The 22,925-nt window shown below is 67.8% G+C and carries 21 protein-coding genes; 10 read left to right on the forward strand and 11 right to left on the reverse strand.

Features of this window, described 5'->3' with window-relative positions; translation table 11 throughout:
• The first annotated feature begins 311 nt into the window (after positions 1–311).
• Positions 312–2,003: a methyl-accepting chemotaxis protein gene (locus tag ACV7NL_RS02600; RefSeq protein WP_463354831.1), complete on the forward strand. Its 1,692-nt coding sequence runs from the start codon at positions 312–314 to the stop codon at positions 2,001–2,003.
• A gap of 58 nt (positions 2,004–2,061) precedes the next feature.
• On the opposite strand, the gene ACV7NL_RS02605 is transcribed toward ACV7NL_RS02600, so the two are convergent.
• Both ACV7NL_RS02605 and ACV7NL_RS02610 read right to left on the reverse strand, forming a co-directional pair.
• Positions 2,062–3,048 carry a CobW family GTP-binding protein gene (locus tag ACV7NL_RS02605; RefSeq protein ID WP_463354832.1) on the reverse strand — a complete coding sequence of 329 codons (987 nt, stop codon included), beginning with the start codon at positions 3,046–3,048 and terminating at the stop codon, positions 2,062–2,064.
• A gap of 67 nt (positions 3,049–3,115) precedes the next feature.
• Positions 3,116–3,718 (reverse strand): TetR/AcrR family transcriptional regulator, encoded by a 603-nt coding sequence (locus ACV7NL_RS02610; protein ID WP_463354833.1) that lies wholly within the window; start codon positions 3,716–3,718, stop codon positions 3,116–3,118.
• Positions 3,719–3,905: 187 nt separating this feature from the next.
• On the opposite strand from ACV7NL_RS02610, the gene ACV7NL_RS02615 reads away from it, so the two are divergent.
• The 4 genes from ACV7NL_RS02615 to panB all read left to right on the forward strand — a co-directional run bounded on the left by ACV7NL_RS02615 (position 3,906) and on the right by panB (position 7,733).
• Positions 3,906–4,859 carry a quinoprotein relay system zinc metallohydrolase 2 gene (locus ACV7NL_RS02615; RefSeq protein WP_463354834.1) on the forward strand — a complete coding sequence of 318 codons (954 nt, stop codon included), beginning with the start codon at positions 3,906–3,908 and terminating at the stop codon, positions 4,857–4,859.
• Between the two features lie 159 nt (positions 4,860–5,018).
• Complete coding sequence (locus ACV7NL_RS02620) at positions 5,019–5,834, forward strand: quinoprotein dehydrogenase-associated SoxYZ-like carrier (RefSeq protein ID WP_463357043.1); 816 nt, start codon at positions 5,019–5,021, stop codon at positions 5,832–5,834.
• Between the two features lie 14 nt (positions 5,835–5,848).
• A complete protein-coding gene (locus ACV7NL_RS02625; RefSeq protein WP_463354835.1) occupies positions 5,849–6,436 on the forward strand; it encodes a rhodanese-like domain-containing protein in 588 nt (195 codons plus the stop codon).
• Between the two features lie 472 nt (positions 6,437–6,908).
• Complete coding sequence (gene panB, locus ACV7NL_RS02630) at positions 6,909–7,733, forward strand: 3-methyl-2-oxobutanoate hydroxymethyltransferase (RefSeq protein ID WP_056485068.1); 825 nt, start codon at positions 6,909–6,911, stop codon at positions 7,731–7,733.
• 43 nt (positions 7,734–7,776) lie between these two features.
• Here the strand turns inward: panB and ACV7NL_RS02635 are convergent, their stop codons facing one another.
• The 3 genes from ACV7NL_RS02635 to ACV7NL_RS02645 all read right to left on the reverse strand — a co-directional run bounded on the left by ACV7NL_RS02635 (position 7,777) and on the right by ACV7NL_RS02645 (position 11,794).
• Positions 7,777–9,906, reverse strand: a complete 2,130-nt coding sequence (locus ACV7NL_RS02635) for a TonB-dependent siderophore receptor (RefSeq protein ID WP_463354836.1) — start codon at positions 9,904–9,906, stop codon at positions 7,777–7,779.
• 419 nt (positions 9,907–10,325) lie between these two features.
• Positions 10,326–10,628, reverse strand: coding sequence for a hypothetical protein (locus ACV7NL_RS02640; protein ID WP_463354837.1), 303 nt, complete (start codon positions 10,626–10,628; stop codon positions 10,326–10,328).
• A 233-nt stretch (positions 10,629–10,861) separates the two neighbouring features.
• Positions 10,862–11,794 (reverse strand): LysR family transcriptional regulator, encoded by a 933-nt coding sequence (locus tag ACV7NL_RS02645; protein WP_463354838.1) that lies wholly within the window; start codon positions 11,792–11,794, stop codon positions 10,862–10,864.
• A 99-nt stretch (positions 11,795–11,893) separates the two neighbouring features.
• On the opposite strand from ACV7NL_RS02645, the gene ACV7NL_RS02650 reads away from it, so the two are divergent.
• The 3 genes from ACV7NL_RS02650 to ACV7NL_RS02660 all read left to right on the forward strand — a co-directional run bounded on the left by ACV7NL_RS02650 (position 11,894) and on the right by ACV7NL_RS02660 (position 14,338).
• Positions 11,894–12,256, forward strand: coding sequence for a hypothetical protein (locus tag ACV7NL_RS02650; protein ID WP_463354839.1), 363 nt, complete (start codon positions 11,894–11,896; stop codon positions 12,254–12,256).
• A 204-nt stretch (positions 12,257–12,460) separates the two neighbouring features.
• A complete protein-coding gene (locus ACV7NL_RS02655) occupies positions 12,461–13,609 on the forward strand; it encodes a type II asparaginase (RefSeq protein ID WP_463354840.1) in 1,149 nt (382 codons plus the stop codon).
• Positions 13,610–13,717: 108 nt separating this feature from the next.
• On the forward strand, positions 13,718–14,338 hold the full coding sequence (locus ACV7NL_RS02660) for an alpha/beta fold hydrolase (protein WP_463354841.1): 621 nt from the start codon (positions 13,718–13,720) through the stop codon (positions 14,336–14,338).
• Between the two features lie 72 nt (positions 14,339–14,410).
• Here the strand turns inward: ACV7NL_RS02660 and ACV7NL_RS02665 are convergent, their stop codons facing one another.
• The 4 genes from ACV7NL_RS02665 to ACV7NL_RS02680 all read right to left on the reverse strand — a co-directional run bounded on the left by ACV7NL_RS02665 (position 14,411) and on the right by ACV7NL_RS02680 (position 20,381).
• Complete coding sequence (locus ACV7NL_RS02665) at positions 14,411–15,331, reverse strand: bestrophin family protein (RefSeq protein ID WP_056485083.1); 921 nt, start codon at positions 15,329–15,331, stop codon at positions 14,411–14,413.
• Positions 15,332–15,571: 240 nt separating this feature from the next.
• On the reverse strand, positions 15,572–17,545 hold the full coding sequence (locus tag ACV7NL_RS02670) for an acyl CoA:acetate/3-ketoacid CoA transferase (protein ID WP_056181840.1): 1,974 nt from the start codon (positions 17,543–17,545) through the stop codon (positions 15,572–15,574).
• A 308-nt stretch (positions 17,546–17,853) separates the two neighbouring features.
• The gene (locus tag ACV7NL_RS02675; RefSeq protein ID WP_463357044.1) at positions 17,854–19,116 is read right to left on the reverse strand and encodes an ATP-binding response regulator; all 1,263 of its coding nucleotides are present in this window, start codon (positions 19,114–19,116) and stop codon (positions 17,854–17,856) included.
• A 92-nt stretch (positions 19,117–19,208) separates the two neighbouring features.
• Entirely contained in the window at positions 19,209–20,381 is a 1,173-nt protein-coding gene (locus ACV7NL_RS02680; protein ID WP_463354842.1) for an FIST N-terminal domain-containing protein, read from the reverse strand.
• Positions 20,382–20,523: 142 nt separating this feature from the next.
• On the opposite strand from ACV7NL_RS02680, the gene ACV7NL_RS02685 reads away from it, so the two are divergent.
• Positions 20,524–21,183, forward strand: a complete 660-nt coding sequence (locus ACV7NL_RS02685; protein WP_082504051.1) for a response regulator — start codon at positions 20,524–20,526, stop codon at positions 21,181–21,183.
• A 55-nt stretch (positions 21,184–21,238) separates the two neighbouring features.
• On the opposite strand, the gene ACV7NL_RS02690 is transcribed toward ACV7NL_RS02685, so the two are convergent.
• Both ACV7NL_RS02690 and ACV7NL_RS02695 read right to left on the reverse strand, forming a co-directional pair.
• A complete protein-coding gene (locus ACV7NL_RS02690) occupies positions 21,239–21,676 on the reverse strand; it encodes a PRC-barrel domain-containing protein (protein WP_056485090.1) in 438 nt (145 codons plus the stop codon).
• A 132-nt stretch (positions 21,677–21,808) separates the two neighbouring features.
• On the reverse strand, positions 21,809–21,934 hold the full coding sequence (locus ACV7NL_RS02695; RefSeq protein ID WP_463354843.1) for a hypothetical protein: 126 nt from the start codon (positions 21,932–21,934) through the stop codon (positions 21,809–21,811).
• Positions 21,935–22,541: 607 nt separating this feature from the next.
• Between ACV7NL_RS02695 and ACV7NL_RS02700 the strand changes: the two genes are divergently transcribed.
• Positions 22,542–22,907, forward strand: a complete 366-nt coding sequence (locus ACV7NL_RS02700; RefSeq protein ID WP_463354844.1) for an SWIB/MDM2 domain-containing protein — start codon at positions 22,542–22,544, stop codon at positions 22,905–22,907.
• Positions 22,908–22,925 lie beyond the last annotated feature (18 nt).

Genomic DNA, 22,925 nt, shown 5'->3' on the forward strand with positions numbered 1-22,925 from the left:
CCCGCACTTGCCTCCTCGTCGAGCCAGGAACGTCCATCGATTTCCAAGGTCCTGCGTGCGGAAACACGCACGATTTCTTCTTTTCTACACCCACCTCCCAAAAACAGACAATTCTAATACTGATTGCGATGGATTACTGCTATCCAGCATAGACCAATTTCTTACTCACATAAGATCCGAGACTTTGGCGCATCGCGCAGATTTTGCTTCGCTTATCCGGACAGAATAGCGAACATTAAGATTTATTTTATCGCGAAACGCTATTCTTAAGTAGGTGAATTCAATCTTCGATCTGCAGGACGGGATTTTTGATGAGGACGTTCAATAACTTCAGCCTTCTGGTGAAGATCATCATCCCGCTGGTCATGACGACCCTGGTCGCCCTCGGTCTCGTGATCTACGCCCGCTACGCCCTGTCCCAGATTGCGGATCAGACGCGGGAGATCGTCCAGGTGCAGACGGCACGTCAGGGCTACGCGCTCAACCTGCAGATCACCCTGACCGAAGCCGCACTCCAGAACCGCAACATCCTCATCGATCCGACCGGGCCGAGGAGCCAGGACTTCAAGGCCCGGCAAGCCGGCGCCATCGAGGCGACCTACGAGGCGCAGGCCAAACTTGCCGCCCTGGCCGATACGCCCGAGCGCATCGCGGCGAACGCCGATCTTCGGCGTGGGCTGGAATCCTACTTTACCGTTCTGAACCGCTCCTCCGAGGCCGCCCTGAATAACGATCCAGCGACCGGAAACAGGATCGCGCAGGCTGAGGCGGCACCGTTGCGGGCCAAGCTGCGCGAGCAGGCCAATCAGCGGATCACCCTGGTCGAGTCTGAGTTGAAGGCGAGCGCCGCTCACGCCGACGAGATCGTCAGAAGCACCACGACCATGCTGGTGTCCTCGGCCGTCGTCGGGCTGCTGGCCGCCCTGGGCAGTGCCGGCCTGATCGTGATCTACGCGATCGCCCGTCCGGTGAACGCCATGGGCGCCGCGATGGGCCGTCTCGCGAGCGGCGACCTGACGGTCACCGTGGAGGGCATGGCGCGCAAGGACGAAATCGGTCTGCTGGCCCGGTCGCTGGGGGTGTTCAAGGACAACGCCATCCTGGCCCGCAGCCTGGCGGCCGAGCAGGAGGCCGAGAACCAGGCCAAGATGCGCCGGGCCGAAGTGCTCGACGGGCTGACCAAGCGCTTCGAGGCCAACGTCTCGAACCTGACGCACGGGCTGGCAGGGGCCGCCACAGAGATGGAAGCCACCGCCCAGTCGATGGCCTCCACGGCGGATCAGTCGATCCAGCAGGCGACGACGGTGGCGAGCGCGGCGGAAGAAACCTCGGCCAACGTCCACACGGTGGCGTCCGCCAGCGAGGAGATGTCCGCCTCGATCCAGGAGATCGTAACCCAGGTCAGCCAATCCTCCATCATGGCCAACCAGGCCGTCGAGGATACGCACCGCACCGAGGCGACGGTGAAGCGCCTGACCGACGTTGCGGCCAGCATCACCGACGTCGTCGCCATGATCACGAATATCGCGGGCCAGACCAATCTGCTGGCGCTCAACGCCACCATCGAGGCGGCCCGCGCCGGCGAAGCGGGCCGCGGCTTTGCCGTGGTGGCCACCGAAGTGAAGGAACTGGCCGGGCAGACCGCGCGCGCCACGGAGGAGATCCGCACCAAGATCGGCGAGATCCAGGGGGCCACCGGCGAGGTGGTGTCCGACATCACGCGCATCGGCCGGACCATCGCCGACATGTCGACCTACGCCAGTGGCATCGCCGCCGCGATGGAGCAGCAGGGCGCCGCCACCCGGGAGATCGCCCGGAACGTCCAGGAGGCCGCGCAGGGCACCCAGGAGGTGACCAGCAACATCGAGCATGTCCGCGCCGGCGCGGGCTCGACAGGCGCCGCCGCCAGCCAGGTCCTGAGCGCCGCCAAGGAATTGTCGCGCTATTCGGAAAACCTCGGCCAGGAGGTGTCGCAGTTCCTGGCCGGCGTGAAGGCCGCCTGACGGCCCGGGGGACGCACGCGCGTCCCCCGTAATCGCGAGCCCCCCGGAAGGCCGGGCGTCAGGCCGCCTTGCAATCTTCGAACCCGGCGCGGATCGCCTCCGGATCGAGCTTGCGGCCGATGAAGACCACGCGGGAGACGCGCGGCTCGTCGTCCTTCCACGGCCCCTGAAGGTCGCCGTCGAGGATCTGGTGGACGCCCTGGAAGACGAAGCGCTGCGGCTCGTTCGGGAAGGCGACGATCCCCTTGCAGCGCAGGATGTCGGGGCCCTGGACCTGGGTCAGGGTCGAGATCCAGGGCATGAACTTCTCGGGGTCGACCGGTCCGTCGATCTTGGCCGAGACCGACTGCATGTCGTCGTCGTGGTGATGGTGGTGGCCCTCCTCGAGGAAGTCGGGTTCGATGTCGAGGATGCGGCCGAGATCGAAGGCATTGCGCTCCAGCACCGCCTCCAGCGGCACCACGCAGCGCTCGGTGCGGTGGACCTTGGCGTAGGGGTTGATCGCGCGGATCTGGCCCTCGACCCGGGCCAAGTCCGCCTCCTCCACGAGATCGGCCTTGTTGAGCAGGATCACGTCCGCGAAGGCGATCTGGTTCTTGGCCTCCGGCGCGTCCTTCAGGCGGTCCGACAGCCACTTGGCGTCCGCCACGGTCACCACCGCGTCGAGGCGGGCGGCCGCGCCGACATCCTCGTCGATGAAAAAGGTCTGGGCCACGGGGGCGGGATCGGCGAGGCCGGTGGTCTCGACGATGATCGCGTCGAACTTGCCGCGCCGCTTCACCAGGCCGTCCATGATGCGGATCAGGTCGCCGCGCACGGTGCAGCAGACGCAGCCGTTGTTCATCTCGAACACCTCCTCGTCGGCGCCGATGATGAGGTCGTTGTCGATGCCGATCTCGCCGAACTCGTTGACGATCACGGCGTAGCGCTTGCCGTGGTTCTCGGTGAGGATGCGGTTGAGAAGCGTCGTCTTGCCCGCGCCGAGATAGCCGGTGAGCACGGTGACGGGGATCTTCGCGGTGGCGGGGTTCGGGCTGTCGGACATGGTGACTCTTCGTCGATGGCACGGGGTCGCCCGCGCGGGAGGCGTCGCTGCGACCTGTTATATTGTATCAGTCGGTTCGGATGAAACCCCGGTCGGATGAAACCCCGGCAGCCCGCAGCCCGTCGCAGAGCGCCGCGAGGGTGCCGCGGAAGCCCGCCGGTCCGGCCAGCAGGCGCTCCATCAGGAGGGCGCCTTCGAGGGCGGCAATGACCATGCGAGCCGTGGCGGCGGGATCGAGGGAGGCCCGCACGCTTGCGGTCGCGATGCCCTCGGCGAGCACCGCCTCCAGCCAGGCGATGTGCTTTTCGAAGAAGCGGGCGATGTCGGCGCGCAGCGTCTCCGGCAGGGCGTCGCCCTCGATCGCCAGGACGGCGCAGAGGCAGCCCAGCCCGGCCTCGACGCCCCCGAGATAGAGGGTGCCGTAAGCCTCGATCCGCCGGATCGCGTCGGGCTCGCCGGCCCGGATCTCGGCCAGAGCCGCGTCGTAGCGGGCATCGTAAACGGCCACGAGGGCGCGGGCGAGATCGGACTTGGTCGGGAAGTGGTGGTGGATGCTCGCCTTGCGGATCTGCACCGCCTCGGCGAGGTCGGCATAGCTGAAGCCGGCATAGCTCCGGCGACGCACCAGGGTCTCGGCCTCCAGCAGCAGCGCGGCGCGGGTATCCCTCATCGTCCCATGATCTCCCCTGCCCGCTCCATCTCGTCCGCCCCGGACCTTTCGACGCTTCGACACTTGGACACTTGGACATTCCGGCGCGCGGGACCGTGATCGCCGGGACGTGGAGGCTCCGCCTTATGCCGTTGACGTCGGCGGAAATCTACCTACTACTTGGTAGAACAAAAAACGGGAGGCATACATGCGGGCTGAGGCCGGCCGATCACGCTGGAATCCGACGCGTCGCGGCGCCTTGTTCGGCGGCCTGTGCCTGTGCTGCCTGCCCAGCCTCGGGCGCTCGGCGGAGGGCTTCGACCTGCACGAGGTCGGCCCCGGCATCTTCATCCGGCGCGGCCCCGACGCGGAAGCGAGCCCCGAGAACAACGACGCCATCGCCAATATCGGCTTCATCGTGGGCGAGACCTCGGTCCTGGTCACCGAATCCGGCGGCAGTCTCGCCGACGGGGCCTGGCTGCGCGCGGAGATCAGGAAGCGCACGGACAAGCCGATCGGCCATGTGGTGCTGACCCATGTCCACCCCGACCATTGCTTCGGGGCGGCGGCCTTCGCCGAGGACAAGCCGGTCTATGTCGGGCACGGCGCCCTCCGGGCCGCCCTCGACGCGCGGGGCGAATATTATCGCGGCCGCCTCGTCGAAATCCTCGGCGCCGACCGCGCCGGCACGGTGGTCTACCCCACCCTGGAGGTGACGGACGGCGCCGACATCGACCTCGGCGGCCGCACCTTGCGCGTCACCGCCCACGGCCCGGCGCATACGAGCTGCGATCTCTCGATGCGGGATTCCGCCAGCGGCATCCTGTTTCCCGCCGACCTCCTGTTCGTCACCCGCATCCCCTCCCTCGACGGCAGCCTCGTGGGCTGGCTCAAGGAGGCCGACCGGCTGCGCGCGTTGGGCGCGACCAAGGCCGTCCCGGGCCACGGACCGACCCTGGTCGACTTCGCCCCCGCCATGGACGACCTGACGCGCTACCTGACGGTGCTTCGCGACGAGACCCGCAAGGCCATCGCGGCGGACCTGCCGATCGAGAAGGCGGTGCAGACGGTCGGACAGGCCGAGCGCGACAAGTGGGTCCTGTTCGACACCTACAATGGCCGCAACGTCACCCAGGCCTTCAAGGAACTGGAATGGGAATGAGGCCGTGGCTCAAGACTGTGACTTGAGGCTGATCCCGCCCCGCGCCACATGATATCAGAGATCTCGCAAGAAGAACGGATGTCGCAAGAAGAACGATCATCCCACAGGAGAAACGCCGTGACCCGCTCAATCACCAAACCTGTTCTCGTCCGCTCGATCCTGACGGCCCTGTCGCTCGCCCTGCCGCTGGTCGGCGCCGGCACCGTGCTGGGGACGGGTCCGAGCCTCGCCGCCGGGGCTTCGGACGACGAGTCGGAGCGTCTCGCCCGCTGGAAGGAGATCCAGAAATCGATCTTCGGCGACAAGACGATCGCGCCGACCGACAGCCTCGTGACGATCGACGCGCCGGTGCGGGCGCTCGATGCCTCGCTGGTGCCGATCACCCTGACCATGCCGGAGAAGGACACGGTCGCGGGCGTCCACCTCATCATCGACGACAACCCGTCGCCCTACGCGGCGCACGTCACCTTCGGGCCGGGCGCCGAGGCGAACGAACTCAAGCTGCGGGTGCGGGTGAACAACTACACCAACATCCACGCCGTGGTGGAGACCAAGGACGGCCGACTCTTCGAGACCACGAAGTTCGTCAAGGCTTCGGGCGGCTGCTCGGCCCCGATGGGCATGAGCGACGAGGAGGCGATGAAGGGCATGGGCGACATGAAGATGAAGTTCGCCGAGAGCCAGCCCGGCCAGCCGGTCGAGGCGACGCTGATGATCCGCCATCCGAACTTCAGCGGCATGCAGATGAACCAGATCACCCGCGACTACACGCCGGCCCGTTACATCAACAAGATCGCGATCAGCCGCGGCGGCCAGACCATCCTGACCCTGGACGGCGACATCTCGATCGCGTCGAACCCGGTCCTCAACTTCGCCCTGAAGCCCGACGGCCAGGGGCCGATCCAGGTGGTGGCCTCCGACAACCAGAACGGCCGGTGGGAGCACAGCTTCCCCGCCCCGAGCGCGACCAACTGAGCGGGCGCCCCATCATGCTGCGCCTCGTTCGGCTCGCGCTCGCGGGCGCCGCCGCCTTCGTCCTGGCGGCGGCGAGCCCGGCCGATTCCCCCGTCAACGTGCCGGAGCCGGACGGGATCTGGACCGGGCCGCAGCGGGGCTACACCCCCGCCACCCTGTCGGGCGCCACGGTCCTCACCATCGACACCCTCGACGCCCTGATAGCCCGTGACAAGCCTGTCCTGCTCGACGTGTCCCTGGCCGACCGGCGCCCGGCGGGCTTTCCGTCCGACCGTCCCTGGCTGCCCGCCCACCGCTCGGTGCCCGGGGCGGTGTGGATGCCCAATGCGGGCGCCGCCCCCCTCGATCCGGCGCACGAATCCCTGTTCCTGAAACGCGTGGCGGACCTGACCGTGGGTGACAAGAACCGGGCCATCGTCGCCTTCTGTCATCCCGAATGCTGGGGCAGTTGGAACGCGGCCAAGCGGCTGGTGCTCGAAGGCTATCGCGCCGTGCACTGGTTCCCCGAGGGCATCGAGGGTTGGCAGGAGCGCCACCCGACCACGGTCATCACCGAGGATGCCGCCTGGACGGCCCGGAGCGGCGGCGAGGCCCAGCGCTGAGGCGCGGGCCGAGCCGCGGCCAGGACGAACGTCAGATTCCGATCAGGTTAAGCGTCTCGCCCTGCGGGATTTTTCCCGTCTTCGCCGGCCTGCGCTCAAACAATCAGCATGCGGATACTCAGCCCCCAGTGTGAACGCAGTTGACAGGGAGCCGGTTGTGGCGGAATAAAGGCATCGAACGGCGCCCGAAAGTCTAGGGAGGAAACGCCCGGAGAGAGTTCGGAGCAGCGACGCCATCGCTGTTACCGATACCCCCGGACAAGACTTTCCACGCAGTGACATTCGCCGGCAATATCTGCGGTGGGCGGTCTGATATCTGATATATCACTTGCACGACGAAGGCCTTGCGGCGCGACAATCGTGCGGGAGCGTCACACCGGCCCGCGCCATCTCCGCCGAGGCGGTGTATAGAGCCTCCACCAGCAGACGGTCCGCCGCGTTCCGGCGGCCCGAACCAGCCGGGTGGAGTTCGATGTCGCAAGCCGTTCAGTCCCGCCGAATCCGCGCGATCGACCTGGCCAAGCGCAAGGCCGAGGGGCGCAAGATTATCGCGCTCACGGCCTATCACGCGCACACGGCCGGCATCCTCGATCCCTATTGCGACTTCATCCTAGTCGGCGATTCCCTCGGCATGCTGATGCACGGCATGGAATCGACCCTGCCGGTGACCCTGGAGATGATGATCGTCCAGGCGCAGGCCGTGATCCGGGGCACCTCCCGGGCCCTGATCGTGGTGGACATGCCGTTCGGCTCCTACGAGGCGAGCCCGCAGCAGGCCTTCCTCAACGCCGCTCGCGTGCTCAAGGAGACGGGGGCCGGGGCGATCAAGATGGAGGGCGGCGCGCGCTTTGCCGAGACCGTGGCCTTCCTGGTCGAGCGCGGCGTGCCGGTAATGGGCCATATCGGCCTGACCCCGCAATCGGTGAACACCATGGGGGGCTTCAAGGTGCAGGGCCGCGAGGCCGACGGCGAGCGTCGCCTGATGGCCGATGCCCGCGCCATCAACGATGCGGGCGCTTTCGCCATCGTGATGGAGGGCATCGTCGAGCCGGTGGCCCGTGCCATCGCCACCGCCCCCGAGATCACCACGCCCACCATCGGCATCGGCGCCACCATGGCGTGCGACGGACAGATCCTCGTCCTCGAGGACATGCTCGGCCTCAGCGACCGGGTGCCGAAATTCGTGAAACGCTTCGGCACCCTGCGGGGCCAGATCGAGGCCGCCGTGAGGGACTATGCCGACGAGGTCCGCTCCGGCACCTTCCCGGCCGAGGAGCACACCTACCAGCCGTTGTGACCGGCCTCCGCGGGTTTGCCCCGCGCAAGCCGGCCCCGGCCGGCTACCAGCGATAGCCGATGCTGCCGAGCACCCGGCGGCGCTCGCCGTAGTAGCAGGCCGTAACGGTGCTGCAGCTGTTGACGATGCGCTCGTCCGAGACGTTCGCGACGTTGAGGGCGAAGCGCCAGCCTTCCCAGTCGTAATGGGCGACGAGGTCGCCGACGACGTAGCCCGGCACCCGGAACTGGTTGGCCTGATCGGCGAAGGAGCGCCCGACGCCGCGCACGCCGCCGCCGAGACCGAAGCCGCGCAGGACGCCGTTCTGGAAGGTGTAGTCCAGGAACAGCGAGCCGTACTGCTCCGGCGTGTTGGTCGGGGTGGTGCCGAGAAGCGCGGTGTTCAGGTCCCGCGTCACCGAGAGGTCGTAGGCGGTGTAGGAAGCCACCGCCCGCAGACCGGGTGCGAGGTTGGCCACCATCTCGACCTCGGCGCCGCGCGAGTTCACGGCACCGGTCTGGACCACCTGCTGGATGTTGAGCGGGTTGGTGGTCAGCACGTTCGAGCGGGTCAGGTCGAACAGTGCGGCGGCGAAGTAGCCGTCGAAACCCGGAGGCTTGTACTTCAGACCGATCTCGGTTTGCTCGCTGCTCTCGGGCAGGAGGAGCTGGCCGGTCACACCGTTAAGGCCGACGGTCGGGTTGAAGCCCTGCGCGTAGGAGACGTAGGGAGCGAGCCCGGATTCGTCGTTGTAGATCAGGGCGACGCGGCCGCTGAAGGCGCTGGTGTCCCGGGTGGCGTTGTTGACGCCGAGCCGGTCGACGTTGTCGGTGGCGACCCAGTCGTGGCGGCCGCTGAGCACGAGGGAAAAATTGCCGAAGGTGATCTCGTCCTGCAGGTAGGCCGCAAACTGGTTCTGGGTGATCAGTGCGTTCTGGTAGGGGGCGCCAAGGTTGAGGGGGGTGTTGGGATAGATCGGCCGGACCAGGTTCAGCGACGGACCGAAGCCGAAGGCCTGGTAGTCGTCGATCTGGTAGCGCCGGTACTCGAAGCCCGCCAGCACCGTATGCCCGAAATCGCCCGTGCGGAACGGGATGACGAGTTGGTTGTCGATGTCGCTCTGCACCGCCGCGCCACGGGTGAAGAAGTCGAAGCGGCTGAGGTCGGCTGCGGCCGGCGTGGTGGCGTAGCCGCCGCCGTAACGGTTGGACAGATTGACCGTGACCGTGCCGTGGCGTGCGTTCTGCCGGAACTTGATGTCATTGTCGAAGCGATGCTCGAACTCGTAGCCCACCATGTCCTGTGAACGGGTCAGGCGGTCGGTCGCCGGGTCGCCGGTGAAGCGGCTCGTCTTGATGAAGCCGAAGGGCGCCGGTGTCACCGTGCCCTCGTAGGGCAGGAAGTTCTGGGTGCCGGCACGGTCGCGCTGCACCTGGGCCAGAAGGGTCAGCGAGGTGTCTGCGTCCGGCTTCCAGGTGATCGAGGGCGCGAAGAAGAAGCGGTCGTTGTTGACGAAGTCGACCTGCGTTCCGCCGCCCCGGCCGAGCCCGACGAGGCGATAGAACAGCTTGCCCTCGGTGCCGGCCTCCACGGGACCGCCGATGTCGAAGCCCGCATAGGCGTTGCCGAAATTGTCGATTCCGGCCTCGACGTAGCGGATCGGCACGATCGGCGGGCGCTTGCTCACCGCGTTGATGATGCCGCCCGGGCTAGCGCCGCCATAGAGGCCGGAATTCGGTCCGCGCAGGATTTCCAGGCGCTCCAGGCCGAAGGGCTCCAGCTTCCAGGTGGCGAAGGCCGAGGTGAACAGTTGCAGACCGTCGAGGAAGTAGCCGGATTCCTGGGCGGTGAAGCCACGGATGAGGAACCAGTCGTTGCGCGGATCGGCGCCGAAGGTCTCGCCGCGGATGCCCGGCGCGTAGCGCGTCGCCTCGGCCAAGCTCGTCGGCTTCTGGTCGTCGATCTGCTGGCGTCCCACCACCGAGATCGCCTGCGGCGTCCGGAGGATCGGGGTGTCGGTCTTGGTGCTGGAGACGGAACGGGTCGCGACGTAACCGGCGACGGGGCCGCGCGGGTCCTCGGCCGCACCGATCACAGTGACGCCCCGGCGATCGCCGACGACCTCCAGGGTGTCAAGCGTCACGTTCGAAGCGCTCGGCGGGCTGGATTGCTGCGCGACCACCGGACCCGCCATGCAGGTCACGAGGGCAGCCGTCGAACCGATCAGTGTCCGGCGAAGAACGGCACCGCTATTCAACTTGTGCGCGAGCAGAAACCCAAAGATGATTGGCACGTGCGGACCTGCGACCAAAGATTATTTTGGTGCATTGGAATGAAAAAATCAGACGGTCAACGATCCAGACGGGACCGAAAACTGATCATTTCACGCCGTGCTCGCAAGGCAACATCTTAGAATCAGTACAATGAAATACTGGAAGACACACATCCACATGCCCGACAAGCGGACGGGCGAAAGCTTTCATCTCGCTCCGGGGGCGATGCCGCTGCCTGACATGCAAACGGGCCCCGCCTGCGATGGCGGAGCCCGTTGGGATCGTTCGTGGAGAGCAGCGCCGTCGGTTACCGCGCCGAGATGCGTCGCGGCGACGCGTCCTATTCGCAGACGCGGACGCGGCGGATGTGCTCGTAGCCGTAGGCGTCGATGAAGCCGCGGCGTTCCATGTGGCACACCTCCTCTTCGACATAGACCGGGCGCGGCGCGCGATAGACCGGGCGACCCGGGTAGTAGCCGCCGTCGTTCTGCGACGAGGCGATGGCGCCGCCGATGGCGAGGCCGCCAAGCACGCCGAGGGCGGCCGCGCCGCCCGCCCCAATTCCGTCGCGCGCCTGGGCGCTCGGAACGGCCACGACGGCGACCATGGCGGCCACCAGGGCCGCGACCAGCGTATTCTTCATAGCTCCGTTCCTTCAATCCCGAAGAGCTTGCGTCAAATCAGAAGCGTCACAGTGAGAGAGAATCACCGAACGGTTGATGAACGGTAAGAGAATCGATGATTGTCAGCCCCCCGGCTGTGCGCTGCCTCACGCATCCTTGAAGATCCTCACTTCAAGATCTCCCTGCCGAGTCCCGTCCCACGCAGGCCCCCGGGACGATCATACCCCTTCGGGCCGCCGCCCGGCACGCCGGGTCAGATCGTTCCGGTCGGTGCCTCCACCAGGGTAAGCAGCGTCCGGCGCAGCCAGCGATGGGCGGGATCGTCGTCATAGGAGGCATGCCACAGCATCGAGACCGCGACGTCCTCCAGGGCCACGGGCGTCGGGCTCACGGTGAGTCCGAGGGCGCCGGCGAAGAAGGTGGCGAGTCGCGCGTGCATCGTGGTCAGGACCGGGGCGCTGCGCACCAGGAACGGCACCGCGAGGAAGCGCGGCGTGGTCACCGCCAGGGTCCGGCTGCGTCCGAGCTTGGCGAGCGCATCGTCCACCACCCCGTGCGCGGTCTCCTTCAGGCTGGTGAGCACGTGGGGAAAGCGCAGGTAATCGTCGAGGGAGATCGGCGGCGACAGCCCGACGAGGTCCGCGTTGAACATGCACAGGTAGCTGTCGCGATAGAGCAGGCGCTGCTTGTGGTGCGTCTGGCCCTCCGAGAAGAAGCCGATGCCGAGGTCGACCCGGTCGGCATCGAGTTCCTGCAGGATGCGGATGCGGTCGATGGAGCGCAGCAGCAGGCTGATGCCGGGCGCCTCCGCCCGCAGATGGGCCAGCAGGCGCGGGCCGATCAGCACCTCGGCGCTGTCCGGCAGCCCGATGGTGAAGGTGCGGGTCACGGTGCGGGGATCGAACTCCGCATCGCGCCGCACCAGGGCCTGGATCTGCCGCAGCAGCGTCCGCACCGGCTCGGCCAGCGCCAGGGCGCGGGGCGTCGGCCGCATCCCCTCCGGGGACCGGGTCAGGAGTTCGTCGCCGAACAGGGTTCGGAGACGGGCGAGGCTGCTGCTCATGGCCGACTGGCCGATGCCGATGCGGGCGGCTGCCCGGGTGACGCTCCGCTCCGACAGGAGCGCGTCGAGGGCCACGAGCAGGTTCAGGTCGACCCGGGATAGATCGACGTGATCAATAGTCATTATCGATTCGTTCTGTTTGATCCATGGTGCAACGCACAGCATATTCGCCTCAGAAGCAAGGGCATCGGGCGCCTTGCCCCAGAGCAGAGACCTTCGATCATGTCCGTTCGTACCACACTCCTCACCGCCGCCACCGTGCTCGCCACCCTCGCGGGTGCAGCCCAGGCCGAGCCGATCAAGGCCCGCGCCGGCGGCAGCGTCAGCCTCGGCGATGTGGCCGGCGTCGCCTACTACACCCCCGAGACCACGGGTTACCGGGTCGTCGTCACCCTCGCCGGCACGGAGAGCGCCGGCCCGGTGCGCTTCGAGACCGTGCTGGCCAACGGCCAGAGCGTCACCCTCTCGACGCCGCGCGACCTCGGCGGCGAGACCCAGGCGATCGAGATCCTCCGCACGGGCGACAGCGTCTCGGTCTCCCGCGCCAAGCCGACCGTGACCCGCGAGGCCGCGGCCCTGAACTGAGGCCCCCGCCGTGACGACGCGCGACCTCGACGACGGATCTCCCGGCCCCCAGGCCGGGGGATCCGAGCCCCCGCCGGTCGTCTCGGCGCTGGCGGCGCGCGGATCGGGCTGCATCGGGATTGAGCGAGGCACGGCGTGATTTTCGGCTGGCCTTATCGGTGGTGCGGGTCACAATGCCACTCCCGAAACGACCCGAGTCTCAGCATGCGCCGTACCCTGCCGATCGCCCTGATGGCCCTGATGGCCGGCACCGTCCTGCCCGCGCGCGCGCTGGAGGGACCGATCCCGGCCAAGCCCGGCGCAACGGTGATGCCCGGCGCAACGGTCAAGCCTGGCAATGAGGCACCGGCGCCGACCGCTGCGGCCAAGCCGCGGGTCGTCATCGTGGCGACGGGTGGCACCATCGCGGGCGCCGGCGCGGACGCCGCCAACAGCGCGACCTACCAGGCCGCCAAGGTGCCGGTGGACAAGCTGATCGCCGCCGTGCCGGCCATCGCCCAGGTGGCGGACGTGCGCGGCGAGCAGGCCTTCCAGATCGCCTCCGAGAGCTTCACCAACGCGCAGCTCATCGAGCTCGCCAAGAAGATTTCGGCCCTGGTCAAGCGCGACGACGTCGACGGCGTCGTCGTCACCCACGGCACCGACACGGTGGAGGAGACGGCCTACTTCCTCGACCTCGTGGTGAAGACCGACAAGCCCATCGTGATGGTGGCCTCGATGCGCCCCTCCACGGCGATCTCGGCGGACGGCGCCCTCAACCTCCTCGACGCCGTGACCGTGGCCGGCGCCAGGGACGCCCGCGCCAAGGGCGTGCTGCTGACCATGAACGACGAGATTCAGGCCGGCCGCGACACCACCAAGCGCATCAACATCAAGCCCTCGGCCTTCTTCAGCCAGTGGGGCCCCCTCGGCATGGTGGTGGAGGGCAAGACCTACTGGTTCCGCGCCCCGGTGAAGCGCCATGGCACAACCTCCGAGTTCGACATCGACACCATCGACAGCCTGCCCGACGTCGCCATCGTGTACGGCTCCGGCAACATGCACCCGGAGCCCTATACCTCGGCGGTGGCGGGCGGCGCCAAGGCGATCATCCATGCGGGCACCGGCAACGGCTCGGTGGCGGGCTACCTCGTCGACACCCTGAAGGACATCCGCTCCAAAGGCGTGCAGATCATCCGCTCGTCCCGCGTCGGCGACGGCTTCGTCCTGCGCAACGCCGAGCAGCCCGACGACAAGTACGACTGGGTGGTGGCCCACGACCTGAACCCGCAAAAGGCCAAGATCCTGGCCGCCGTCGCTCTGACGAAGACGCAGGACTCGAAGGAACTGCAGCGGATCTTCTGGGAGTATTGAGCAGCGCGGGTCGAGCGTCGACGCCATGGACGCGTCCGTCCTCGACCCGACATGGCCGGTTACCCTCGTCACGTCCGCACTTCAGCGACGATGAGCGGATGAACCGTAATGAAAACGCTGTTTCTACCCGGTGCATCCGGAAGTGCTTCGTTCTGGAGGCCCGTTGCCACCCAGGCCGGATTGGATGGTGTGTTTTTCGGATGGCCGGGATTGGGCGCAGAGCCCCCTCGGCAGGACGTGGACGGGCTGGACGATCTCGTCGCTCTGGTCGCCACTGAAATTCGCGAGCCGGTGGCCATCGTCGCTCAGTCGATGGGCGGGATCATCGCGATCAAGGTGGCGCTGGCATTTCCCGATCTCGTCAAGAGCTTGGTGTTGACGGTGACATCCGGCGGCGTGCCGATGGTCGATCTGGGCGGATCGGATTGGCGGCCGGACTACTTCAGGGCCTTCCCACGCGCTGCGAAGTGGATCGCCGATCCGATCGCCGATCTCTCTTCCGGTTTGCCGTCCATCCGAGTTCCGGTCCTGTTGTTGTGGGGAGACTCGGATTCGATCAGCCCGGTCGCCGTCGGGAAGAGGCTGGCTGCTCTCTTGCCGAATGCCCGCCTTTGCATCCTGCTGGGGGCGAACCACGATTTGGCGCAGACACATGTCCGGGCGGTTGCAGACGAAATCAGACGGCATCTCATGGCTGTCGTCGCGCCTCAACCGCTCGTCAACGACTGACCGGCCCTTCACCCGCTCGAATGATCGACAATCGAGGCGCTTCCGCGACGAGCACGCGCGCGGCCTCGCCCCTCACGTCAGCAGATACCGCTCCGGCTCCAGGGGCGGCGGCGCGGTCTCGCCCAGGGCATCGAGCACGATGCCGTCGATGGTGTGCAGCAAGGCATCGAGCGGCAGGTCGTTCGGCGCCAGGCCGAAGGGCTCCTCCAGTTCGTCACCCAGCGCATCGAGGCCGAAGAACGTGTAGGCGACCAGGGCGGTGGCCACCGGCGTCGCCCAGCCGAGGGAGGCTGCGAGGCCGAAGGGCAGCAGCAGGCAGTAGATCCACGCCGTGCGGTAGAGGAGCAGGGTGTAGGCGAAGGGCAGCGGCGTGTTCTGGATGCGCTCGCACACCACCTGGACCTGCGCCAGGGCCGCGATCTTGTGCTCCAGGGCAGCGAACAGGACGTCGGTCAGCGCCCCCCGGCGATAGGCCTTGGCGAGGTCGGTGGTGAGTCCGGCGAGCACCGCATCGGCCGCGCTCGGGTGGCGGGCGAGGCGCTCCGCCTCGGCGCCCGGGAGCCAGGGCTTGGCCGCCGCGGCCACGTCGCCGCCGCGAAGCTGGGCGTGGAGGGCATGCGCGAAGGCCGAGAGGCGCCGCAGGGCGCGTCCGCGCAAGGGCTCGTCGGCCTCGCCGGGCAGGAGGGCGCTGAGAAGCCGGGCGAGTCCGCGCGTCTCGACCACGAGGCCGCCCCAGGCCCGGCGCCCCTCCCACCAGCGGTCGTAGCAGGCGCTGTTGCGGAAGCTGAGGAAGATCGACAGGGCGATCCCGATGAGGGTGAAGGGGCCGACGCCGGCAGTGATCGGGAACGCCTCGGGCCAGCGCCGCTCCACCGCCACCACGATCACCGCGATGAGGGTGATGCTCAGCACCTTGGGTGCCACCTGCGGCAGGATCGAGCCGCGCAGGGTGAACAGAATATCGAACAGGCTCGGGCGCGAACGGACGATCATGGAGCCTGTTGTCTCGGATTAAGCGAACCCCGGCAATTGCCGCGCCTCCGCGACGCGCCCGGGTCCGGCAGCCGACTGGCCGCGCAGCCGCATGCGGACGCGGCCTGGGACCGGCCGGGCATAAACCCCGGCGGGGCACAAACGCCCGCCTCCGGCTCAGATGGAGCACGGGATCGGCTTGGATCGCCGAGGACGCCGCACGGTCGCGGAAGGACCGGCCCGTCGGGCCGGCCCCGCCCTTCACGCCGCCGAGGCGATCGCCGTCGAGGCCCGGCGGACCTTGCCGGCGCCCTCGAGGAAGGCGTGGGCGTCCTCCTTGCGCTCGAAGACGTGGGGCGCGAGGCCGCGACGATTCAGGGCCTCCTCCATCTTGAGGCGCAGGAAGGCGCTGGTCGCGTAGCGGGTGGTGGTGAGATAGTAGTTGGCCTGCAGGTATTGGATCATGTGGGCGTAGTCGTCGTACAGGTTCTCGTTGATGCGGAACCCGTCGTGATTGACCACGGTGTTGACCCGCTGGCCGGCCTTCTTGCAGGCGCCCACCAGCACCATGCGCAGGTCGTCGAGGTCGCTCTTGGCGCGGGCATGCCAGCCCTCGAGGTTCACGAACAGGATATTGCGCTCGGGGTCGTAGCTCACCCGCTCCGGCAGGTTGAGGTTGAGCAGGTCGGCGAGCAGTTCCATCGGCTCGTCGCGGAACAGGCGGGCATCCATCGGCATCGGCTGCTTGATGATCGGCCGGAAGCCCATATGGGGCAGGATGTCCCGCTCGATGTCGATGCCGGGTGCCACCTCGATGAGCTCCAGGCCCTCGTCGGTGAGCTGGAAGACGCAGCGCTCGGTGACGTAGATGACCGGCTGCGAGCGCATCTGCGCATAATGCCCGCTGAAGGTGATCTGCTCGACCTGGGGCAGGAATTTCTGCGAGCGGCCCTCCGTGACGATGCGGAGCTTGCCGTCCTCGATCGCGGTCTCCAGGCCGCCCACCGTGAAGGTGCCGGCGAAGACCACCGAGCGGGCGTTCTGGCTGATGTTGATGAAGCCGCCGCAGCCGTTGAGGCGGCCCCCGAACATGCTGGTGTTGACGTTCCCGTGCTGGTCGCACTCGGCCAGACCCAGGCAGGTCATGTCGAGGCCGCCGCCGTCGTAGAAGTCGAACATCTGGTTCTGATCGATGACGCAATCGGCGTTCGTGGCGGCGCCGAAGCTCGACCCCGATGCAAGCACGCCGCCGACCGCGCCGGCTTCGGTGGTGAGGGTGATGTAGGGTGTCACCTTCTCCTCGTTGGCCACGGCCGAGATGCCCTCGGGCGCCCCGACGCCGAGGTTGACGACGCCGTTCGGCGGCAGCTCGAAGGCAGCGCGGCGGGCGATGACCTTGCGGGCATCAAGCGGCATCTTCTTCATGCCGCTGACCGGCACGCGGATCTGGCCGGCGAGGGCCGCATCGTGCTGCACCCCGTAGTTCATGCGGTGCATCTCGGGCTCGGCCAGCACCACGCAGTCGACCAGGATGCCGGGCACGCGCACGTCCTTCGGCAGCAGGAAGCCGTCATCGACGATGCGCTCGACCTGGGCGATGACGATGCCGCCATTGTTGCGCGCCGCCATGGCCTGGGCGAGGCAATCGAGGGTCAGGGCCTCCTTCTCGAAGGAGATGTTGCCCGACGGATCGGCCGAGGTGCCGCGGATGAAGGCGACGTCGATCTTGGTGGCGGTGTAGAACAGCCATTCCTCGCCATCGACCTCGACGAGCTTCACGATCTCGTCCTGCGTCACGGTGTTGACGCGGGCGCCGCCGTGACGGGGATCGACGTAGGTGTGCAGGCCGACCTTGGAGAACAGCCCAGGCTGGCCGGCGGCACAGGCTCGGTAAAGCTGCGAGATCACGCCCTGAGGCAGGTTGTAGCCCAGGATCTTGTCTTCCTGCGCGGCCTTGGCGACCTTCGGCATGCGGCCGAAATTGGCCGCGATGACGCGGCGAAGCAAGCCTTCGTGATGCAGACGCCCGGTGCCGAGGCCTTTGCTGTCGCCGGCTCCCGCCGTCATGATCAGGGTCAGGTCACGGGGTGCGCCGGTGTCGACGAAGCGCTTCTCCAGGGCCGCGTGCAACGCTTCCGGGATGCAGCTCTGGACGAAGCCCGTCGTGGTGACCACGTCGTTGTGCCGGATCAGCGCGATCGCCTCGCCGGCCGTGATGACCTTGTTTTTCTTCATGAACCGGGCCGTCCTCCGCGCGCCCACAGCGACGACGAGCGACAGGATTCATCCTGGCGAAAGGCGTGCAGGGGCAGTCTTGTTCTGGGGCGGAAGCGTAAAGACCCGCGCGAAGCTTCGCAAGGGCGCCACTACTATCGCCGCAGTGCAATTATATCTTGGTGCGCTGCAAATTTTTCAATGCAGCCTCAAATTTGACTGGAGACATTCAGCAAGACAGACGCGCAACGGCGGGGAAGGCTCTTTTGTTAGGGTTGCGATGCCTTGCGACGCCATAGGATTATTCAAAATACTCTAGCCCGTCTTCGTCATGCCAGCAGGTAGGTCAGGAGCGCCCGCAACTGCGCCGGGCGAACCGGCTTGTGCATCAGTTGCCCTCCCAGTGCCGCGACCTGCGCGGCGATTTCGGGCGCATGATCGGCGGTGGTCACGATGACCGGCAGGGGCGTCAACATCCGGGCCTGCAGGTGGGCCGCCACATCGAGGCCGCAGGCCCCGTGGTCGAGATGATAGTCGAGGACGAGAAGGTCCGGCAGGTCCAGCCCCGCGGCGAGCGCCGCCTCCACCCCTGCGAGATCGCGATGAACCGAGACCTCGGCGTCCCAGGCCCGCAGGAGGCGCTCCAGGGCATCGGCGGTGGGCGGATCGTTCTCCACCACCAGCACCCGTGCGCCGGTGAGCCGGGTCGCCACGGGTGGCGCCGGCACCACACGCTCGGGCGGCGTAGGGCTGACCGGCAGGGTCAGGGCCATGCGGGTGCCGCGCCCGACCTGCGAGGTCAGCTCGAGGGGATGGTCGAGGGCCTGCGCCATGCGGCGCACGATTGAGAGACCGAGGCCGAGGCCGGGTTCACCGCCCTCCCCCTCGGCACCGCCGCGGAAGAATTCCTCGAAGACGAGGTCCCGCTCCGCCGCGGCGATGCCGCAACCGGTGTCGAGCACCTCGAGCCGGCAGGATGCGCCGCGCCGCCGAACCGCCACCAGCACCCCGCCCGCGCGCGCGTACCGGATGGCGTTCGACACGAGGTTCTGGACGATGCGCTGGAGCATCAGCGGATCGCTGGCCACGACGAGGTCGGGGCCGCGGACGACGAGGCGCAGGCCCTTGCGCGCGGCGAAGGGCCGGAAGCTCGCCGCGATGCCGGCCAGGAGGTCGCCGAGGGCCACCGGCTTGATCGCCGGGCGCACCACGCCGGCATCGAGCTTCGAGATGTCCAGGAGGGTCTTGATCAGATCCTCGATGATCTGCAGGCCGCGCTCGATCCGGCCGGAGATCGCCACCGCCTCCGGCCCGAGGGCCAGGCCGGCCAGCGCCGAGGCCGAGAGGCGCGCCGCATTCAGGGGCTGGAGCAGGTCGTGGCTCGCGGCGGCGAGGAAGCGGGTCTTGGAGCGGTTGGCGTTCTCCGCCTCCTCCTTGGCGGCCACCAAGGCCTCGTTGGAGCGCTCCAGGCGGTGCATGAGGCCGGTTAGCTCCTCGGTGCGGCTGCGGACGCGCCCCTCCAGCATGGTGGCGGTCTGGAACAGCGAGTAGGCACCGCCCTGCTGGTCCATGCTGCGCTCCACATGCGCCATCAGGGCGGCGTTGATCCGCTCCAGCTTGGCGATCCGCCGCAGGTTGGCGCTCTCGCCCGGCGCACCCCCCTGGGCTTCGGGGGACGGGACCGTCACCGGTCCACTCCGCCCCGCCCGATGGCAATGCCCGTGAAGGTCTGGTTCAGGTGCATCGAACGGTACTGCTCGCCGTAGGTGTCGAAGCCGACGACGTCGTAGCGCCGGTAGAGGTCGACGATGCCGTGGCGCACCTGACGGCTCTCGGCGTCGAGGCGGCGCAGCACGCATTCGAAGCCGATGACGAGGTCGATGCCGCCGAGCGCCGCGTCGAGGCGCGACAGCTCGGCCTCTGTCGCCGCCACGATGTCGCGCGGTCGCGCCAGGGTCAGCACCACGCCCTCGTCGATGGCGCAGAAGAAGCTGAGCGAGCCGTCGGGATTCATGCGCCGGATCGACCGGCAGAAATACTCGCCGCCCACCTTCACGGCGAGGGGATAGGCGGCAAAGCTCATGGGCGACAGACGCTCCGGGTCGAGCCCCACCGCCATGGCGTATTCCCGCGCGGCCGGCTCGGCGTTGAGTTCGTGGACGGTGCGCTGCTCGTCGTCGGAAGCGGTGACCACGAACCGGGTCGCGGTCGGCTCGAAATTGTCGCTCTTGAAGATCTGGACCGGGAAATCCGATTCCACCAGCAGCAGCACGGCGGCGCGCTGATGAATGCCGCCGTCATGCAGCAGCACGGTCTCACGGAAGGTAAGGTCGTCACCGGCCGAGCCGCCCACCAGGGGGATGCCGTCGAGGGCCCAGGCGATGGCCGAGACCACGGTCTCCTCGGCATTGGCGAGCCCGTCGATCAGCGACAGGGCGAAGCGGCGCCCATTGATCGGATCGGCGGATGCCCCGTCGAGACTCCTTCGCAGGGCGCGCACGCTCGAGGCGGTGCGCTCGACGTCGAGATGGTCGATGGCGTCGAGCAGCGTCGAGACGATGCGGAAGCCGTCGGACGGAAAGGCGATGACCACGAGGCCGCGATCGAGGCCGCCCGCCGGGGAGATGCCGCCGGACATCGTGCACCCGGCGATGCCCGCACCGGGAAAGCGGGTGGAGAAGCCCCGATTGAGGGTGTCGACGTCGTAGTCGGCCGAGAAGAACGCCACGATCTGGGCGACCCGGCCGGTGCCGATGGCCGCGCCGATCTCCGCCAGTGCCGTTTCGGCGTCGGCGGCGTCGGTCCAGGTCGTGGTGATGCCGCACCGGTGCGTGCGCACCCGCGTCCCCTCTGTCACGCGCGTTCCCTCGCTGCCCGGCGCGGGCCGGGCTTGACGCCCGGTTCTCCGCGATGACACGAGTATGTCGGGCGACCGGTGGCCGCGCAATGCAGCGCCGAACGGCTCCGGCACAGGGGCGCACGCACCGGGCGGAACGGGCATGCATCTCCTCATCGTCGACGATCACCCGCTGTTTCGTGAGGCGCTGGCGAGCGCCGTGGGGCTCGCCTATCCGGACGCGACGGTGCACGAGGCCGATGGGATCGTCGGCGCTTGCGCGGTGCTGGCCCGGCAGCCCGCCACCGAGATCATCCTCCTCGACCTGTCGATGCAGGGGGTTACCGGCTTCGAGGGCCTGCTGGCGATCCGGGCGCAGGCCCCGCGCGTCCCGATCCTCGTCGTGTCGGGCCTGGAAGATCCGCGGATCATCCGCGAAGCCCTCGACCACGGCGCCGCCGGCTTCGTGCCGAAGGCGGTCGACAAGGCGACGCTGACGCGAGCCATCGCCGATGTCCTGGCCGGCGGCCTCTCGGTGCCGGCGAGCCTGCCGGCCGCGCCCCCGATCCCCTCAACGGCCCGCAAGGCCCCGATCGCCGAGCGGGTTGGGAGCCTGACCCCGCAACAGGTGCGGGTGCTGGCGATGATCCGGCAGGGGATGCTGAACAAGCAGATCGCCCACGAGCTTCAGGTCGGGGATTCGACCGTGAAGGCGCACGTCTCTGAAATCCTACGCAAGCTCGACGTCATCAGCCGCACGCAGATCGTGATCGAGACCGCGCTCCTCGACTTCGACCGGATCGTGGCCGCGCCGGAATCGTGAACCGGCGGGCGGAGATCTTTCAATCGGCGGGGATTTGCCAGGCATCGGACGTTCTTCAGGCAGTAGGCACCTTCGAGCCGCCGTAATGGCCGTCGACGCGCTCGCCGTAACGCGGATCGGCGAAGGGGTCTTCGCCGGGGCCATGCGTCGGGGCGCCCTCCAGGGTGTCGCGGTCGATGTCGACGATGTAGCCGCCGAGTTCGACGCTGTAGGTCAACGCCCGCCAGGGCACCGGGTGATAGCTCTCGCCCAGGCCGAGAAAGCCCCCGAAGGACAGGACCGCGTAGGCGACCTGGCCCGAGACCTTGTCGACCATGAAATTGTAGACCGTACCGATATGCTCGCCGTCGCGGCGATAGGCGGCCGTGCCCTCGACCTTGTTCGAGGCGATCAGGCGCGAGGTCTCGTCGATGGCGACGCCCTCGGCGGAGGGATCGAGCTCCATCGAGCCGGCGGGACGGATGCTGCGCTCGTTCGGGAGGTCCGTCGGCATGCAAACTCCTCGTGGCTGGGGGATGCGCCGGGACCGGCGCTCGACCGGACAAGCCGCGACCCGCGCGGGGGTTCCAGGACAGGGGTCGGTCGTCAGCTCCGTCTGGCTCGCCCGTGCGGTGTCAGACCGGCGTCAGATCAGGCCCGCATCCGCCCGGGTACCGGGATGGCCTTGCGCCTCCACCGACACCAGCGTGCCCAGTCCGATGATGAGTGCGGCGGCGGCGCCCAGCGAGAGCGTGAAGGCAAGGAGGATCATGACCCTGGATTCACCGATCGCCCTTAAGGTTCGGTGACGGTACCCATCGGGCGATGTCCCGAATCCGCCCGGGGTCAGGCGCTCTGTCTGCCAAAATTCCGACCGGTCGTGGAATGTTCTCGGCGGAACCGACCGTTCCGCTGAACGAAGCGCTCGGGCTTGAGCGTCGGCCGCCCGGCCCGCCTGCACGGGCGACACGCCGCCCGCGCGAGGGAACGGCGGCCTCCGCCCGGGACCTGCGCCTAGACGAAGGCCGAGAAGTCGCCCTAACCTCCTCTGCACTCACGTCTTTCGCCCGACATACCCGCCTGGATCCGATCCGCTGGCGCCTTGGCGTCGGGCGGAAGTACAGATCGCCGAGACCGCGTTTCCGCGCAGGTGGAGCGGGGTTTGTCGCGTCCCGCACCGGCCCTTCGCCCACTCTCCGCCAGCCCTTCGCAGGCCCTTCGCAGGCCCTTTCGTCTGCACGCCTGTGGATGACGCGGGCGCAGCGGGCGGTTTTCCCTTGGAACGCTCGCGGCACCGCTTAGTTGTTGCACCTATGCGCTGCGAGGCCACGGGCCGTGGGCGTACCGGCGCTCACCGTCGACATCCGGAGGAACATCCCATGGCAAAGAGCACCACGAAGACTGCCGAGAAGGCTGCACCCAAGGCGGCCGGGAAGGACGCCGAGAAGCCGGCCGCCAAGGGCAAGAAGGTCGCCGCTCCGAAGGGTGAAGGCGCCAAGCCCAACGCGCTGCAACAGCCTCTGAAGCCGTCGCCCGAGCTCGCCGCCGTCGTCGGCGACGCGTCCCTGCCGCGCGGCGAGGTCGTGAGCAAGGTCTGGGAGTACATCAAGAAGCACAACCTCCAGAACCCCGAGAACAAGCGCGAGATCCTGGCCGACGACAAGCTCAAGAAGGTTTTCGGCAAGGACAAGTGCACCATGTTCGAAATGAACAAGCACCTCGCCGCGCACCTCAAGTCGGCCTGAACGCAAAATCCGGATCGG

The organism is Methylobacterium sp. Ger2507, assembly GCF_055231875.1.